The 16,964-nt window shown below is 54.6% G+C and carries 10 protein-coding genes and 1 tRNA gene; 10 read left to right on the forward strand and 1 reads right to left on the reverse strand.

Features of this window, described 5'->3' with window-relative positions:
• Positions 1 to 2 precede the first annotated feature (2 nt).
• The 9 genes from Q4G72_RS16110 to Q4G72_RS16150 all read left to right on the forward strand — a co-directional run bounded on the left by Q4G72_RS16110 (position 3) and on the right by Q4G72_RS16150 (position 13,296).
• Positions 3 to 74 (forward strand) — tRNA-Glu (locus tag Q4G72_RS16110).
• A gap of 256 nt (positions 75 to 330) precedes the next feature.
• Positions 331 to 1,080, forward strand: a complete 750-nt coding sequence (locus Q4G72_RS16115) for a hypothetical protein (protein WP_303312455.1) — start codon at positions 331 to 333, stop codon at positions 1,078 to 1,080.
• Between the two features lie 58 nt (positions 1,081 to 1,138).
• Complete coding sequence (locus Q4G72_RS16120; protein WP_303312456.1) at positions 1,139 to 3,901, forward strand: TonB-dependent receptor; 2,763 nt, start codon at positions 1,139 to 1,141, stop codon at positions 3,899 to 3,901.
• Positions 3,902 to 5,071, forward strand: a complete 1,170-nt coding sequence (locus Q4G72_RS16125) for a DUF4249 domain-containing protein (protein WP_303312457.1) — start codon at positions 3,902 to 3,904, stop codon at positions 5,069 to 5,071.
• A gap of 64 nt (positions 5,072 to 5,135) precedes the next feature.
• Positions 5,136 to 6,335, forward strand: coding sequence for a DUF4249 domain-containing protein (locus tag Q4G72_RS16130; protein WP_303312458.1), 1,200 nt, complete (start codon positions 5,136 to 5,138; stop codon positions 6,333 to 6,335).
• 4 nt (positions 6,336 to 6,339) lie between these two features.
• A complete protein-coding gene (locus Q4G72_RS16135; protein WP_303312459.1) occupies positions 6,340 to 8,817 on the forward strand; it encodes a hypothetical protein in 2,478 nt (825 codons plus the stop codon).
• A 30-nt stretch (positions 8,818 to 8,847) separates the two neighbouring features.
• On the forward strand, positions 8,848 to 10,017 hold the full coding sequence (locus Q4G72_RS16140) for a DUF4249 domain-containing protein (protein ID WP_303312460.1): 1,170 nt from the start codon (positions 8,848 to 8,850) through the stop codon (positions 10,015 to 10,017).
• A gap of 242 nt (positions 10,018 to 10,259) precedes the next feature.
• Positions 10,260 to 12,434, forward strand: a complete 2,175-nt coding sequence (locus tag Q4G72_RS16145) for a bifunctional alpha,alpha-trehalose-phosphate synthase (UDP-forming)/trehalose-phosphatase (RefSeq protein WP_303312461.1) — start codon at positions 10,260 to 10,262, stop codon at positions 12,432 to 12,434.
• A gap of 139 nt (positions 12,435 to 12,573) precedes the next feature.
• Positions 12,574 to 13,296, forward strand: coding sequence for a M48 family metallopeptidase (locus Q4G72_RS16150; protein WP_303312462.1), 723 nt, complete (start codon positions 12,574 to 12,576; stop codon positions 13,294 to 13,296).
• A 134-nt stretch (positions 13,297 to 13,430) separates the two neighbouring features.
• On the opposite strand, the gene Q4G72_RS16155 is transcribed toward Q4G72_RS16150, so the two are convergent.
• On the reverse strand, positions 13,431 to 15,212 hold the full coding sequence (locus Q4G72_RS16155) for a glycoside hydrolase family 15 protein (protein ID WP_303312463.1): 1,782 nt from the start codon (positions 15,210 to 15,212) through the stop codon (positions 13,431 to 13,433).
• Between the two features lie 236 nt (positions 15,213 to 15,448).
• Here Q4G72_RS16155 and Q4G72_RS16160 point away from each other — a divergent pair, with 236 nt between their 5' ends.
• Complete coding sequence (locus tag Q4G72_RS16160) at positions 15,449 to 16,948, forward strand: L,D-transpeptidase scaffold domain-containing protein (RefSeq protein ID WP_303312464.1); 1,500 nt, start codon at positions 15,449 to 15,451, stop codon at positions 16,946 to 16,948.
• Positions 16,949 to 16,964: the final 16 nt, after the last annotated feature.

The raw sequence follows: 16,964 nt of genomic DNA on the forward strand, positions 1-16,964 counted from the left end.
CTGGTCCGTTCGTCTAGGGGTTAGGACAGTAGATTTTCATTCTACCAACAGGGGTTCGATTCCCCTACGGACTACTCCCCGTCGTTTTTAAAAAGGCCAGCTGCTCTTCCTGAGCAGCTGGCCTTTTTGCTTTTTGGCACTTTCCGATAGCCACCCCTATTTTTCTTTGTGGAAGGATGCAACGAATAGCATCCTTCCGGAGTCCGCTAGTAGATAGCGGGGAGAACTGCATGGCTTTCATCCGCCAAAATCAGCTTACCTTAATGGCGGCAATAGCAGGCGTTGAACGCAGTTGATTGAGGCTGAAGAACTTATTACTATCGTGTTTACATGAAAATACTTTTCCCCTTGTTTACGCTGCTGGGAATAGCTGGCAGCCATTCTTTACTCGCCCAATCCTCCTCTCCCGCCGACACTGTTTTACTGGCACAGGCCCGGCAGGAACTAGCCTCCCGCTACACCAAATCCCTGGCAAAAAATGCCAGCCTGTATACCGGGCCGGAATACCTTGACTATACCAAGATTTACAGCAAGCGCGAGGGGCATCAGTTTTTCCTGAGTGAGCAACGGCAGATTGGCAGCGTATTTTATGATGGTGTGCAGTACGAGCAGGTACCGCTACTATATGATACCCGCTTAGATCAGGTGATAACCACGCTGCCGGATAATCCGCTGAACGTACGTCTGAACCGCTCCCTGGTGAAGCACTTCACTTATGCCGACCATCGGTTTATTTATCTGAAGCCTGACTCCGCCTCGGCCAGTGTAGCGCCCACCGGTTTTTACGATGTGGTGTTTGCCGATGGGATACAACTGCTGGCGCACCGCAGCAAACGCATGCAGGAGCACCCTAAGCAGTCTGGGGTAGAAGTTGAGTTTACGGAAACGGATAAGTATTTCCTGCGCAAGGACAACCTCTTATACCCGATCCAGACCAAACAATCTCTCCTGAAAGTGCTGCGGGATAAACGCCGGGAATTGCAACAGTTTGCCCGGGAGCAGAAGCTTTCTTTTCAGAAGGATAGCCGGGAAGCCGCATTCCTGCAGTTGGTAGAACACTATGTCTCGCTACGGAAGTAGTACTTATTAAGAGTATAGGATTCTTTGCATAAGCCTTTCAGAATTAACTCATTTCTACATGCTGCAACGTCTTACGCTGCTAATACTGCTATTGAGTCTGTCAGTAGTCAGTTTCGCCCAGCAGGCTGATTCTGTTCGAATTTCCGGCACGTTCAACCGCACGCCTTTTCCCGATTTTGTGAAGGAGTTGGAGGCCCGCACCGCTTACCGCTTTTACTTTAATCCTGCCGATGTAGACAGCCTTTCTGTTACCCTGCAGGCTACCGGCAAGCCACTGGCTGCAGTGCTGGAGCAGGCCCTAAGCGGAACGGCCCTAAAGTTTGCCATTGATGCAGACAAGCACGTTTTTGTAACGGCGGGCGCCCCTATTGAAACGAAGCTGCCCGACAGTTTTTTTCAGCCTGAGAACTCCGGAGCCATATTTGCTGCCGAGCCTGACCCCGAACCCCAGGGCAATAACCGGCGCCAGAATATCTCAGAGCAAAAGCTCTACGAAATTGGGATTGACCGGGGCAGCGACGCCGGCAGCAAGGCCACCCTGGCTGGCTACGTGCGCGACAGCAAAAGCGGAGAGCCGGTGATTGGTGCCTCCGTTTTTGTGGAGAAGCCTTCCATTGGTACCGCCACCGACCAGTTTGGCTTTTTCTCCCTCACCCTGCCGGTAGGCCGCTATGAGCTGAAAATCCGGGGTATTGGCATCAAAAACGCCAAACGCCAGATTTCGCTGCATTCTGATGGCAAGCTCAATATTGAAGTAGAAGAAGACATTGCCCGCCTGCGGGAAGTGGTGATTGAGGCCGAAAAGGACCGCAACGTGGCCGGTATGCAGATGGGGGTGGAGAAGCTGGATATCAAAACCATTCGCCAGGTGCCTACCACCTTTGGCGAAACCGATATTCTGCGCGTGGTGCTCACGCTGCCGGGCGTGAAGTCGGTGAGTGAGGGCACTACGGGCATGAACGTGCGCGGCGGCGCAGCCGACCAGAACCTGATTCTGTTTAACGATGCCACGGTGTATAACCCGGCGCACTTATTTGGCTTTTTCTCTGCCTTTAACCCGGATATCATTAAGTCGGTGGAGCTATTTAAAAGCGCCATTCCGGCTAAGTATGGTGGGCGCCTGTCGTCGGTGCTGGATATTACTACCCGGGACGGCAACAAGAAGAAGTTTGCCGGGGCCGGCGGCATTGGGCCGCTCACCAGCCGTCTGATGCTGGAAGGCCCCATTCTCAAAGACAAAAGCTCGTTCATTATCAGCGGGCGGAGCAGCTATTCTGATTGGCTGCTGAAGCAGATTCCTAATAAGAGCTACCAGGAAAGCTCCGCCTTCTTTTATGATGTGAATGCGCACATCACCCATGATTTTAACAGCAAGAATACCCTGTACCTGACTGGCTACAGCAGCAGCGACAAATTCCGCCTGGCCAGCGACACGACCTACCGCTATCAGAACCAGAACGCTACGCTTAAATTCAAGCACGTTTTTGGCAATAAGCTCTACGGCGTGTTTACGGGCACCTACAGCCACTATGCCTATGACGTAGCCAGCGAACGGAACCCCAGCACTTCCTCCCGCCTCACCTATGGCATTGATCAGACCGGCGGCCAGTTGGATTTCAGCTACTTCCCCAGTTCCAAGCATACCATTGATTTTGGGGCCAGCACGCTGCTCTACAATATCTCGCCGGGTAGTCTTACACCGCTGGGGGGAGAGTCGTTAATGCTGCCGGACGTGCTTCCCCGGGAAAGGGGCCTTGAAAATGCGCTGTACATCTCCGATAAGATTGATATTTCCAACCGTTTCTCCGTGTATGCAGGCGTGCGTTTCTCGCTGTATGCCGCCTTGGGGCCCCGGGATATTTACCGCTACTTAGCTGATGCGTCTAAATCGGAAAGCACTATCACCGACACTATTTCCTATGCCTCGGGCAAGGTAATGGGCACTTACCAAGGGCCGGAGCTGCGTCTTTCCGCTAAATATGCGGTAACGGAAAACTCTTCGGTGAAAGTGAGCTACAACCAGATGCGCCAGTACATTCATATGCTGTCGAACACGGCTTCTATGTCGCCCACGGATATCTGGAAGCTGAGTGACCCGAATGTGCGGCCGCAGCTGGGCGACCAGTATTCCATTGGCTACTACCGGAACTACAAAAGAAACACGGTAGAAACCTCGGTAGAAGTTTACTACAAGAACATGCGCGACTTTGTGGACTACAAAAGCGGCGCAACGCTCCTGTTGAATCACCACATTGAAACCGACGTGGTAAATGCCAAAGGCGTAGCCTACGGGATGGAAATGATGCTGAAAAAGCTGTCGGGTAAGCTAAATGGCTGGGTAAGCTATACGTACTCCCGCTCCCTGGTCCAGGTGAATAATGCCACCACCGGTGACCTGGTGAATGGCGGCAAGTTTTATCCCAGCAACTTCGATAAGCCACATGACTTCATGCTGGTCTCGAACTACCGGTTCAGCCGCCGCTTCAGCGCCTCTTTCAATATGAACTACAGCACCGGGCGGCCCATTACTCTGCCGCTGGCCAAATACCAGGTAGGCAACACGGTGCGCGTATACTACTCGGCGCGGAATGCCTACCGCGTGCCGGATTACTTCCGTACCGACTTCTCTCTCAATATTGAGGGAAACCACAAAGTGAAGAAAGCCGCGCACGGTTCCTGGACGCTGGGCGTGTATAACCTGACTGGGCGGCGAAATCCATTCTCCGTGTATTTCAAGTCAGAAAATGGACAGATTAAAGGATACAAGCTGGCCATTTTTGGTACGCCTATCCCCACCATCACCTACAACTTTAAATTCTAGATGGCTGCCTTCCGATACTTACTGGCTAGTGGGCTATGCGCCCTGCTGCTGGGCTTGAGCGGGTGCATTGAACCGTTTGAGCCGGAGGTGAAAGTGCAGGACACGAAAGCCCTGGTGGTGGACGGTTTCATCAACAGCAACGGACGTACTACCATCCGGCTCTCCCATACTTATGACCTGGAATCCACGGCCGGGCCATTGACCGAAGACAAAGCGGAAGTCTTCATTCAGGGTCAGGGCGTCGGCGAGGAGTACAGGCTGCGCGAGGTAAAAAGCGGCACTTATGTATCCGATAGCCTGGTGCTGGATCCGACGAAGAAATACCGCCTGTTTTTCCGCACCCGAGACGTCCGACTGCAGCTGAAGGGACAGTATGCCTCCAGCTACGAAACCGTGAAGACCAGCCCGCCGATTGATGCCTTGACCTGGAAGGTTGTGCCGCGTGGCCTGGAGCTCTACGCCAACACGCACGACGAGACCGGTCAGTCCATCTACTACCGTTGGGATTACACCGAAACCTGGGAATTTACGTCTCTGGCCGAATCCATTATCCAGTATGTGGACCACCAGATGGTGAAGCGCACGGAGGACATTTACCATTGCTGGCAGACGGTTAACAGCCCCAGCATCAGGCTGACGAGCACCAAACGCCTGGCACAAGACCAGGTCAAGGAGTTTCCCCTGATTGAGTTTGTGGAAGGAGATACGCGCCTGCGCTACAAGTACAGCGTGCTGGTGCGCCAGTATACGATGAGTGCCGAGGAGTACCAGTATTGGGAAACGCTGAAAAAGAACACGGAAACCATCGGCTCTTTATTTGACCCGCTGCCTTCCCAGTCTTTAGGCAACATCCGCAACCTGAACAAGCCCACGGAACCCGTGCTGGGCTATGTGGGCGTGGGCTCCATGACCCAGAAGCGTATCTTCATTTCTTATGATGAACTCCCCAGATGGCAGTTTACCACCGGCTATGAAAGCTGCGGTATCCCTGATACCCTGCTGCCTTTGAAGGGAGTCCCCTATCAGGACGTAGTCGACGACCGTTTTGCCAGTCAGTCATCACAACCTATCCGGAAGGATTATGATAGTGGCTATTATCTCTATTCCTCCAAAGAATGCGTGGATTGCCGGGAACGGGGTACTACAGTACGGCCCAGTTTCTGGCAATAAGCCCGGCGGGCCCTCCAATTAAGGTTGGGTTTCGCTGATTCTTTTCTATCACTAACTATTCTTTATGCCACTGCCTGACTTCCGCCTCTCTCTCCTCAGTCTAAGCGGGATTTTGCTGCTGGGCCTAAGCCTGGGCGGTTGCATCGACCCGTTTGAGCCGGAGGTGAAGGTGCAGGACACGAAGGCCCTGGTGGTGGATGGCTTCATCAACAGTAACGGACGCACCACCATCCGGCTCTCCCATACCTATGACCTGGAATCCACCGCCGGACCATTGACGGAAGACAAAGCCCAGGTGTTTATCCAGGGGCAAGGAAATGGGGAGGAGTATTTGCTGCGCGAAGTAAAGGGCGGCACCTATGTCTCCGACAGTCTGGTATTAAATCCCGCAGTCCAGTACCGCCTGTTTTTTCGTACCCGAGACACCCGGCAGCAGCCCATGGGGCAGTACGCTTCGACCTATGCTCCGGTAAAAACCAGCCCGCCCATCGATGCCTTGACCTGGAAGGTTGTGCCGCGCGGGCTTGAGCTTTATGCCAACACCCACGATGAAACGGGCCAGTCCGTTTACTACCGCTGGGATTACACTGAAACCTGGGAGTTTACCTCCGCCGGTCTTTCTTATTTCGTGTACGAAAACCACCGTATGCGCCGCCGCCGTCCGGATGAGGACATTTACCATTGCTGGCAGACGGTTAACAGCCCCAGCATCAGGCTGACGAGCACCAAACGCCTGGCACAAGACCAGGTCAAGGAGTTTCCCCTGATTGAGTTTGTGGAAGGAGATACGCGCCTGCGCTACAAGTACAGCGTGCTGGTGCGCCAGTATACGATGAGTGCCGAGGAGTACCAGTATTGGGAAACGCTGAAAAAGAACACAGAAACCATCGGCTCTTTATTTGACCCGCTGCCTTCCCAGTCTTTAGGCAACATCCGCAACCTGAACAAGCCCACGGAACCCGTGCTGGGCTATGTGGGCGTGGGCTCCATGACCCAGAAGCGTATCTTCATTTCTTATGATGAACTCCCCAGATGGCAGTTTACCACCGGCTATGAAAGCTGCGGCAGCTTGCCGGAAGATGTACCTCCTCAGGAAGGCACCCCTTATTTCGCTGTACTGGAAGAAATGTTCGGCAATGGCAAAAACATCCCGATTAGCCAAAATTTCACTGAGGAGTTTGGGCTCTTCTTTACCTCATACCCAGTAGAGTGTGCCGACTGCACTTTACGTGGCACCACTACCCGACCTTCCTTCTGGCAATAGCAGTATGTCTTCCCTATCTACCTCCGTGAGCAAGCGTCTGATTACTACTTCTACTTTACTGGTGCGGCCCTTACGCCAGCAGTTGGCCAGCGCTTTCCTGCTACTAGCTACTGTGGCGGGCACTACCGCTCAGGCCCAGGCGCCGGTTGATTCCCTGAAGAATCAGTTTCAGCGCTATGCACTGCATGGCTTGCACGAAAAGCTTTTTCTACACGTAGACCGCCCCACTTACCTTTGCGGAGAGGTGCTCTGGTTTAAGGTATACGCCGTGGATGGCACCTACCACAAGCCCCTGCCCATGAGCCAGGTAGCTTACATAGAGGTTCTGGATAAAGCCCAGCGGCCGGTACTTCAAAGCAAAATACCACTGCAGCAATCCGTAGGCCAAGGCTCATTCCTGCTGCCCACCTCGCTGGCCTCGGGCACTTATACCGTACGGGCCTATACCAGCTGGATGAAGAACTTCAGCCCCGACTTTTATTATCAGACATCGGTTACGGTGCTGAACCCGGCGGCAGCCTCTTCTCAGTCCACGGCTAAAGACACACTGGCCTACGATATTCAATTTTTCCCCGAGGGCGGCAACCTGGTGCGGAACATCAATAGCAAAGTAGGCTTTAAAATTGCCGACCGAAAAGGCCGCAGCCTGGATGCTGAGGGCTCCGTACTGAATGAAAAAGGAGTTGTAGTAGCGCGCTTCCGCAGCCTAAAATTTGGGCTGGGCTCGTTCAGCTTCACCCCTGAGTTGGCCGGTACCAATTATACGGCATCGGTAAAGCTGCCCAATGGCCGCCTGCTAACGCGCCGTTTACCGGCCGTAGCAGAGCAGGGTATGGTACTTCATCTGGAGGAAGGCGCCGCCGATGAGCTGACTATCCGCGTATCGGCTATGGGGACGGGGCAAATCACTGAGCCGGTGTTTTTGCTGGGCCATGCCCGTCAAAAGGTAACAGTAGTAGCTTCTGCCGCTTTAAATAATGGTCAGGCCCTATTTCAGGTAAAGAAGCAGGATCTGCCCGATGGCATTTCCCACTTCACCCTGTTCAACAGCCGCCAGCAGCCTGTATGCGAGCGGCTCTATTTCCGCCGCCCCACGCATTTGCTCCGCATTTCGGCCACAACCGATAAAAGAGAGTACAGCACCCGCGACAAGGTAAGACTGCAACTGGGCACAGCTACCCCCTCCCTGGCAGTGGCCCCAGCCAGTCTGTCGGTAGCCGTGTTCCGGCAGGATTCCCTGAGCACTACCCCCTCCACGGACATCCTCAGCTATCTGTGGCTTACTTCGGACATCAAAGGCACCATTGAAAATCCCGGCTATTACCTGACCAGCCCCGATGCCGATGCCCGGCAGGCCGCCGATAATCTCATGCTGACCCAAGGCTGGAGCCGTTTCCGGTGGGCAGATGTACAAGCGGCGAAGGCGCCGGCTTTCGAGTTTTTGCCTGAGTTGAGCGGACATCTGATTCGGGGGCGCGTGGTAAACCGCACTACGGGCGCTCCGGTGCCTAACGTGCATGCTTACCTTACCTCACCCAACCGACAGGGGCGCCTGTTCAGTGCCGTGAGTCAGGCCGACGGCAGTGTAGTGTTTGAAGTGAAGGAGTTTTACGGGGCCAAAGACCTTGTGATACAGCCTAACCAGCTGATGGACAGCACTAGCCGGATAGAGATTCTCAATCCCTACTCCGTGAGCTACCCTTCTGCGGCCGCTCCTTACGCCCCCCTCCCGCTTACAGTACGATTTAAAGACGCTATTACGCAGCGTTATCTGCAGACCCAGCTGCAGAAGTCCTATTTCAAGGGCTACAACAACCACTATACCTTCCCCGCGGTAGATACGCTGCTTTATACCGGCAAGCCCGATGAGCACTACAACCTGGACGAGTTTATTCGTTTCCCGACTATGGAGGACATTATGCGGGAATATGTACCCGGCGTGGCCCTGCGCAGACGCAAAGATGGGTTTCACTTCCTGGTAATTGATGCCCCCCGGAAAACGGTGTTTGCGGCCAATCCACTGGTTCTGCTAGATGGCGTGCCCGTGTTCAGCATTAACAAGATTATGACGCTTGACCCGCTGAAAGTGCAGAAGCTGGATGTATTTACCCGACACTATTTTGTGGGCCAACTAATGTTTGACGGTCTGGTGAGCTACACCACTTACAAAGGTGACTTGGCTGGCTTTCCGCTCAACTCCAATGTGCTGATGCAGGAGTATGAAGGTCTGCAATACCAGCGCGAATTTTATGCACCGAGTTATGAAGCGGCCCAGGACCAAGCCAGCCGCCTGCCCGACTTCCGCACCCTACTATACTGGAACCCGAACGTAATGACCTCCACTACTGGCAACAAGCCGCTGGAGTTCTTCACGTCTGACCAGGCAGGCAAATACCTGGTGGTGGTTCAGGGTCTGGCCGCCGATGGCGCAGCGGGCAGCACCAGCCTTACCATTGAGGTGAAGCCAACACCTAAATCGTAAGTTTCGCTAACTTCTCACTGCCATATGCGGATGCAACATTCAAAACTGTTTTTACTGATAACAGCCTGCGGTTGGTTGCTCAGTCTGAGTGGTTGCATTGAACCGTTTGAACCGGAGGTAAAAGTACAGGACACGAAAGCCCTGGTGGTGGATGGTTTCATCAACAGCACTGGGCGCTCCATCATCAAACTCTCCCATACCTATGATCTGGAATCCACGGCCGGACCATTGACGGAAGACAAAGCCCAGGTGTTTATCCAGGGGCAAGGAAATGGGGAGGAGTATTTGCTGCGCGAAGTAAAGGGCGGCACCTATGTTTCTGACAGCTTGGTGCTGAACCCAAAGGCCCAGTATCGGCTCTTTTTCAGTACCCGGGATAAAAAGGAATATGCCTCGGCCTACACCTTAGTCAAGACCAGCCCGCCGATTGATGCCTTGACCTGGAAGGTCGTGCCGCGCGGGTTAGAGCTTTATGCCAACACGCACGATGAAACGGGCCAGTCCGTTTACTACCGCTGGGACTACACCGAAACCTGGGAATTCACTGCGTATGCCCAGTCCATGCTGCAATACGTCAATGGACAGATGGAACCCCGTACGGAGGACATTTACCATTGCTGGCAGACAGTTAACAGCCCTTCGGTCCAACTCACCAATACCAGACGCTTGGCGCAAGACCAGGTCAAGGCATTCCCCCTGATTGAGTTTGTGGAGGGAGATACGCGCCTGCGCTACAAGTACAGCGTGCTGGTGCGCCAGTATACGATGAGTGCCGAGGAGTACCAGTATTGGGAAACGCTGAAAAAGAACACAGAAACCATTGGCTCCCTGTTTGACCCGCTGCCTTCTCAGTCACTGGGCAACATCCGCAACCTGAACAAGCCCACGGAACCCGTGCTGGGCTATGTGGGCGTCGGCTCCGTATCCCAGAAGCGTATCTTCATTGCCCCACATCAGTTGCCTAGTACCTGGAACTTCAAAACCGGAAATGAGAACTGTGGCGACCCAGACACAATTAAACCGCTTCCATTTGTTCCTTTTAAAGAAATTCTGGATGCTCAGTTTGAAGCTGGCAAGCACCTCCCTATCAAGACATTGTACAATGCTGGGGGAGTGGCCTTTGGCTATACATCTTACCCGGTAGAGTGTGCTGACTGCCGGCTGCGTGGCACCACTACCCGACCTACCTTCTGGCAATAGCGGACCATTATTCAATTGCTGAGAATTTAGCCTCAATAACAGGGCCATTTCACCCACAGCTTATCTTTCAAGAGGCATGCTTGCGCCTTCTGGCTTAGCGCCGGGCCCTCATGCAGCCAACACCCAGAAGCCACCTTAACCCACTCAAGATGTTGGCAGAAAAGCAGGAATAGCCTTTTTTTCCGACTAAAAGCGGTTTTTCACGTACGCACTAAGGATGTTTACCCTTTATCCTGATGCGTATGTCCAGAACGATTATTGTTTCTAACCGCCTTCCTACTAAAGTTCAGCGTACCGAAGATAGCCTCACATTTCATCCCAGTGAGGGGGGCCTGGCTACTGGTTTAGGCTCTATTTACAAGCGGGATGGGAACGTCTGGGTGGGCTGGCCTGGCATAGAAGTACAGGATGGAATGGAGGAAGAATATGTGCGGGAGCAGCTGAAGGCCGATAGTATGTCGCCAGTATTTCTGACGGAAGCGGAAATCCGGGATTTTTACGAGGGTTTCAGTAACTCCACGCTGTGGCCTACTTTCCACTATTTTACCCAGTACGCCACCTACGAGCAGTCCCACTGGGACGCCTATGTGGCCGTGAATGAGAAATTCTGCCAGGCCGTGCTGGAGCAAACCGGTCCACTGGATACCATTTGGGTGCACGACTACCAGCTGCTGCTGCTGCCAGAAATGCTGCGGCGCGCCCGTCCGGACGCTACCATTGGCTTTTTCCTGCATATCCCCTTCCCTTCCTATGAGCTGATCCGTGTGCTGCCTTGGCGCACTGAGTTGCTGCGCGGCATGCTGGGTGCCGACCTTATTGGATTCCACACGTTTGGCTACATGCGCCACTTCCTCAGTGCGGTGTCGCAGCTGCTGGGCTTCTCCTCCCAGAACGGCCAGATTGAAACGCCCACGCGGGCGATTCTGGTGGATGCATTTCCCATGGGCATTGACTATAAGCGTTATGCCCGGGCGGCGGCTTCCAAAGTGGCCAAACAGCATGAAGCTGCTTATCGGGAGGCCCTGCAGGAAGAGCGCGTCATTCTGTCCATTGACCGGCTCGACTATACCAAAGGCATTGCGCAACGCCTGCGTGCTTTTGAGCTGCTGCTGCAGCGCTACCCTGAGTGGCGCGAGCAGGTAAGCCTGATTATGGTGGTGGTACCTTCCCGTGACCAGGTGCCACAATATGCTTCCCTGAAAGAAGAAATTGATGAGCTGGTAGGCCGCATCAACGCGCAGTACCGCACCATTACCTGGAACCCCATCCATTACTTCTACCGCTCATTTCCGCTGGAAGAATTGGCCTCCCTCTACCGCCTGGCTGAGGTGGCCCTTGTAACACCCATGCGTGATGGCATGAACCTGGTAGCCAAAGAGTTTGTAGCCAGCAAGGCCGATCAATGCGGGGTATTGATTCTGAGCGAGCGAGCCGGCGCGGCCCGGGAGCTGTCCGATGCTATTATCATCAACCCGACAGATATGGGACAACTGGCAGAGGCTATGCACGATGCCCTGGTAATGCCTGAGGACGAGCAAAAACAGCGCATGGCTTCCATGCAGGCCCTGGTACGGCAGTACAACGTTTTTTCCTGGACCAAGCTATTTATGGCCCGGCTGACCTATAGTAAGATCAAGCAGAAAACCCTGGCCACGGAAATGCTGGACATAGAAGCTTCTGCTCAACTGCTGCAGGATTATAAAGCGGCTGACCAACGCCTGCTCTTGCTGGATTATGATGGCACGCTGGCTCCTTTCCACCCCGATCCGCAACGTGCCCAACCCGACCAGGAAGTGCACCTGCTGCTACGTGCGCTATGCGAAAATCCCAAAAACCGCGTAGTCATCATCAGTGGCCGCGACAAAACCACCTTGCAAAAATGGCTGGGCTATTTGCCCATTGATTTTATTGCCGAGCACGGGGTGTGGCTGCGCCGGGCCGGCGACGACTGGAGCCTGTTTCAGCCCCTACGCAACGACTGGAAACGGGAAATAAGGCCCGTGCTGGAACTGTATGTAAACCGCACCACCGGCTCCTTTATCGAGGACAAAGACTACTCACTGGTATGGCACTTCCGCCGCGCCGACGCTGACCTGGGTGCCGTGCGGGCCCGGGAGCTACTCAGCCATTTATCTTTTATGACCAGCAATACCGACTTGCAGGTGCTGGAGGGCAATAAAGTAGTCGAAATCAAAAATGCCGGCATCAATAAAGGCACTGCCGCTGCCCGCTGGCTTTCTCCGGAGCAGCCGGACTTTATTTTGGCCATTGGTGATGACCGCACCGATGAGGATACTTTTCGGGCTATGCCTACCAACGCTTATACGATTAAGGTGGGCCCGGGTGGCCGCTCCCAGGCCCGCTTTCACGTGCTTTCTACTATAGAGGTGCGGAAATTGCTGCGTAGCCTGTTGTAGCGCCGGATGCAAAACAAAACGGCTGGGCTTTCTCCAAAAAAGTAGGCCCAGCCGTTTTTATGTATTGGCCATACCCGGTCCTTTTCCGCTTCGCCTGGTTTTGCCGTAGCTTGCGGCTTTTCTTAGGCCAACAATACGCATGCCCCTACTTCAGATAGACAACTTGCAGGTGGAAGTGGTGCGCAAGAATATCCGGACCCTGCGGCTGAGCGTGCATATGCCCGATGGCCGGGTCCGGGTTTCCGTGCCGCTGCGCACTACAGAAACCGCTATTCGGGAGCTGGTTATGGCCCGCCGCGCCTGGATTCATAAGCATCAGCAGAACTTTGCGGCCCGGGAGCAGCCCCGGCAGCTGGCCTATATTACCGGCGAAATGCATGCCTACCAGGGTCAGGCCTATGAGCTACGGGTATATCCCACCACAGGTCCGGCCCGCGTGGTCCTGCAAGGCCAGCAGTACCTGGATTTATATGTGCGCCCCGACAGTTCTGCGGACCAGCGTGGCTTAGTGCTGGCGGCCTGGTACCGGCAGCGCCTGCGGGAGCAGCTACCAGGGCTGCTGGAAAAGTGGCAGCCCGTGGTAGGCGCGCAGGCCAGCGCCTGGGCTATCAAGCAGATGAAAACCCGCTGGGGTACGTGCAATATTCAGGCAAAGCGTATCTGGCTGAACCTGGAGCTCATCAAACGGCCCCTTCCCTGCCTGGAATATGTTGTGGTACACGAACTGACGCACTTACATGAGCGCTACCATAATGCCCGTTTCTGGGGTCTGATGGATGTTTACATGCCCGATTGGCGGCAGCACAAAGCCGAGTTGAACCGGGTGCATCTGCGGAATAATCCCGGGGCCGACGAGTGCTAGTTTCCTTCATATCAATGCGCCCCATGGCAGATTAATTAACGCAAAAAAACTGCTACGGCCCTGGTTACTTACCTACCCTACTAAAGGTAAGGTAGGTAAGTAACCAGGGCCGTAGCAGTTTACAAATAGAAGCGCTACAGGAAATTAGGCTGGTCCAGTTTTTTGGCAATGCGGTAAGCGGCATTCACCAGTCCTACGTGGCTATAAGCCTGGGGGAAGTTGCCCCATTGGGAGCCGGTGCGTGCGTCAACATCTTCGCTCAGCAGACCCAGGTGGTTGGTGTAGGTAATAAGCTTTTCAAACTCCCGGATGGCGTCTTCGGTGCGGCCTACGCAGGCCAGGGTTTCCACGTACCAGAAGGAACATATAAGGAAGGTGGTTTCGGGAGTGCCAAAGTCATCTGGGTGGCGGTAGCGGTAAAACAGCCCTTCGGGTGTCATTAGCTCTCCTTCCAGGGCGCGCAGGTGCGTGTGGGCCCGCTCGGAATTGGGGTCGAGGTAGCCCATCATAATTAACTGCAGCGTGCTGGCATCCAGGTGCGTAGAGCCGATGGCATTCGTATATACGCCGCGCTCTGCATCATAGCATTCTTCAATGCGGTGCGCGGCTTTATGCATTAGCTCGGTAGCCAATGCCTCCATATCAGCGTTGCCCAGGGCCTTGGCTACCTTGCGGGCGGCGTTGCTGCCCGCCCAATGAAACAGGTAAGTATAGCAATGGAACTGGGCGATATGCCGGAACTCCCAGAGGCCTGCATCGGGCTGGTCCATAGTGGCCTCGATGCGGTGCAGGGCCTCGTACACCAGCTTGGAGGGGTTGGTGCGCTCCGGGTCAATAAAGCGGGCATCGACATACAGCGGCAGGAGTGCTACCAGTACCTGCCCATATACATCGTTCTGAATGTGCGTGAAAGCATCGTTGCCGATGCGCACGGGCTGGTTGCCGAGGTAGCCGGCCAGGGGCAGTTCCTGTTCCGTCAGCTCCGAGGCACCGCTAATGCCATAGAGCGGCTGGTATTTGTCCTTGACTTTGGTGGAGATGTTGGCGATGTAGTGAAAATACCGCTCCATCTCCTCAAAGTGGCCAATGTTGTTGAAGGAGGTAAGCGTATAATAGGTGTCGCGCATCCAGCAGTAGCGGTAGTCCCAGTTGCGGGTACTGCCGGGGGCTTCGGGCAGGGAGGTAGTGCTGGCCGCAATAATAGCCCCGGTGTCTTCGTACTGGTGCAGCTTCAGGGCCAGCGCCGAGCGGATAACGGCTTCCTGGTGAAAGTTGCTGATGCTGGTGCTCTTTACCCATTTGCGCCAATACTCAATGGTACTACGCAGGAAGCGCTCTGCCGTGCTTTCCAGTGCCGCCTCCAACGGAGCACCATAAGTCAGCACCAGGTAGCGGGGCTCATTCAGTACGAAATCCTCGCTTTCCAGAATATAGGTAAGCGGAATATCGGTGGTAAGGCGGATTTCTTCATCCAGCCCCAAAAAGGCAATATGGTTAGAGCTGCGCCGCCGGCTAAGCTCGGTCTGGCCATAGTTGCCTACCGGGTTGCAGCGCACCCGCACCCGAGGGCTGCCCGCCAGCGGCTCCAGCTTTCGAATTATCATTAGCGGCTTATAGTACCGCTCATACTGTGGAAAGCGCGGGGCATAATCCGTTACCCGGTAGCGGCCGTTTTCCTGTTCGATTTCCGTACAGAGCACGTTGGTGTTCTGCAGATAGTACTGCCGGGAACGGAATTCGCCGGATGCAGGCAGCACACTGAATTCGCCGCCTTTTTGGGTATCCAGCAAATCGCCAAACACAAAGCTGCTATCAAACCGGGGCCAGCACATCCAGGCCACGGAGGTGTCTTTGCGAATAAGGGCCAGAAAGGCGCAATTGCCAATCAAACCCATATCATAGGTATGTTTTGCCATAGAGTATCGGGGCAGTAATCTGGCTTTTACCGCAAAAGCCAGCTGATAAACCTGTTCAGGTTGTACTTGCCGCCAGCCCCTGAGGTTGTCTTCGATCTTATATAGGCAGGTTCCTGCTTCGGGAAATCCTTCCTTGAGCGCCCCTATATAGCCTTATTTAATTTTGAATTATTTCAATAATTTATTATATTGAATAATTCACCCTCCTAGGGTCTTTTCTCACTTCATTCTACTGTATGATGCACTTTCTACTGTATGTGAGACTGGGAATTGTCATGCTGGGGTGTCAGGCCAGTATCTGCCTGGCATACTCCTTCCCTGCTTCTTTACCCGTCCCTGCTCCTTCCCCTTCCATCGTAAGCCAATCCTTACGGGAGTTGCTGGATACTACCAGTATTCAATCCACTAAGGCGTTTGAACGGCTAGGGCTGCAAACCGGGGCAGGCGTGCGTGCCTTCTATACGCACCAGGCACTTCAGCCAGTCTGGACAACGGACAAGGGCTGGTCGGTTCCTGCTACAAAGGCGCTTCGGGTACTGGCGGCGGCTTCTGCTTATGGCCTCCGGCCGCAGGAATATGGGTGGGCAAGGCTCCAAGCCCTGACCGACACACTAGGCCGCACCCCTGCGGAAACGCAGCCCCAATTGCTGGCGGCATATGAGCTTACCCTAACGGATGCTTTGTTGCGCTATGCGCTGCACCTGCGCCACGGCCGCCTGCAAGCTGCTACCCTGCTACCCCAGGTTTACGATACCGTGGCAACCCTGCAAGCCGCGCAGCACCTGAAGACAGCCTTGCTCGCCTCTGATTTTGCGCTGACCTTTCTGCGTTTTCAGCCCGACGGCCAAGCCTACCAGCGCCTGCTGGCCGCCTGGCACACCAAGCTAAAGCTGTTAGCCCCTGATTCAACTGTGGTACTGGACGAAGCCCGGCAAACCGAATTCAAAAGCGTGGCCATTAACCTGGAACGGTGCCGCTGGTATACCAAAGCCACACCGGATACGGCTTTTCTACTGGTAAATATTCCGGCCTATCGCCTGGACGTAATGGGCCAGGGCCGGGTGCTGCGCAGCCACCGCGTGGTGGTAGGAAAGCCCGCGCTGCCCACGCCCCAGTTTGACGCGCGTTTGTATTTTTTCACCACAGCCCCCGAGTGGCGCGTGCCCCCCAGCATTGCGGTGCAGGAAATATTGCCCCAACTGCGCCGCGACCCTGGCTACCTCTATCGGCACCAATACCATATCTATAATAAGTTGGGGCAGTCCATGAATCCTTACCGCATCAAGTGGAAAACCATTACGGCGGAAAACTTTCCCTACACCATTCGTCAAATGCCCGGCCCCGATAACTCGCTGGGGAATGTATCTTACTACATGCCCAACGAGCACACCGTTTACCTACACGATACGCCAGCGCGCAAACTGTTTGCGCAGAATCAGCGGGCCTTCAGTCATGGGTGCGTGCGCGTAGAGCAGTCAGTAGAGCTGGCGGCTTTTCTACTGCGCCGCAGCGGCGCACCCGAGCGGGCCAAACGTCTGGAGCAGGCGGCAGCGCAGTCCTGGACGCAGCGCATTAATCTGCCCCGCTCCTGGCCCGTGCAGGTGCGTTACTTCACCTGCGAGGCTGGTGCAAACGGGCAGCTTCGGCACTACCCCGATGTGTATGGGCTGGATGCGCCCCTGCTGGCGGCTTTCTTTGCGGAGGTGCCGGTTGCAGCCCAGGTGACGCCTCGCTAAACTATTCCGGGGTTCA

Origin of the sequence: Hymenobacter sp. BT730 (assembly GCF_030542105.1) — a bacterium.
GTDB lineage: Bacteria > Bacteroidota > Bacteroidia > Cytophagales > Hymenobacteraceae > Hymenobacter.

What these genes read in the sequence shown, in the direction of transcription:
- Q4G72_RS16115 (WP_303312455.1), top strand. Translation starts at nt 331, where the DNA reads ATGAAAATACTTTTCCCCTTGTTTACGCTGCTGGGAATAGCTGGCAGC.
- Q4G72_RS16120 (WP_303312456.1), top strand. Translation starts at nt 1,139, where the DNA reads ATGCTGCAACGTCTTACGCTGCTAATACTGCTATTGAGTCTGTCAGTA.
- Q4G72_RS16125 (WP_303312457.1), top strand. Translation starts at nt 3,902, where the DNA reads ATGGCTGCCTTCCGATACTTACTGGCTAGTGGGCTATGCGCCCTGCTG.
- Q4G72_RS16130 (WP_303312458.1), top strand. Translation starts at nt 5,136, where the DNA reads ATGCCACTGCCTGACTTCCGCCTCTCTCTCCTCAGTCTAAGCGGGATT.
- Q4G72_RS16135 (WP_303312459.1), top strand. Translation starts at nt 6,340, where the DNA reads ATGTCTTCCCTATCTACCTCCGTGAGCAAGCGTCTGATTACTACTTCT.
- Q4G72_RS16140 (WP_303312460.1), top strand. Translation starts at nt 8,848, where the DNA reads ATGCAACATTCAAAACTGTTTTTACTGATAACAGCCTGCGGTTGGTTG.
- Q4G72_RS16145 (WP_303312461.1), top strand. Translation starts at nt 10,260, where the DNA reads ATGTCCAGAACGATTATTGTTTCTAACCGCCTTCCTACTAAAGTTCAG.
- Q4G72_RS16150 (WP_303312462.1), top strand. Translation starts at nt 12,574, where the DNA reads ATGCCCCTACTTCAGATAGACAACTTGCAGGTGGAAGTGGTGCGCAAG.
- Q4G72_RS16155 (WP_303312463.1), bottom strand. Translation starts at nt 15,212, where the DNA reads ATGGCAAAACATACCTATGATATGGGTTTGATTGGCAATTGCGCCTTT.
- Q4G72_RS16160 (WP_303312464.1), top strand. Translation starts at nt 15,449, where the DNA reads ATGATGCACTTTCTACTGTATGTGAGACTGGGAATTGTCATGCTGGGG.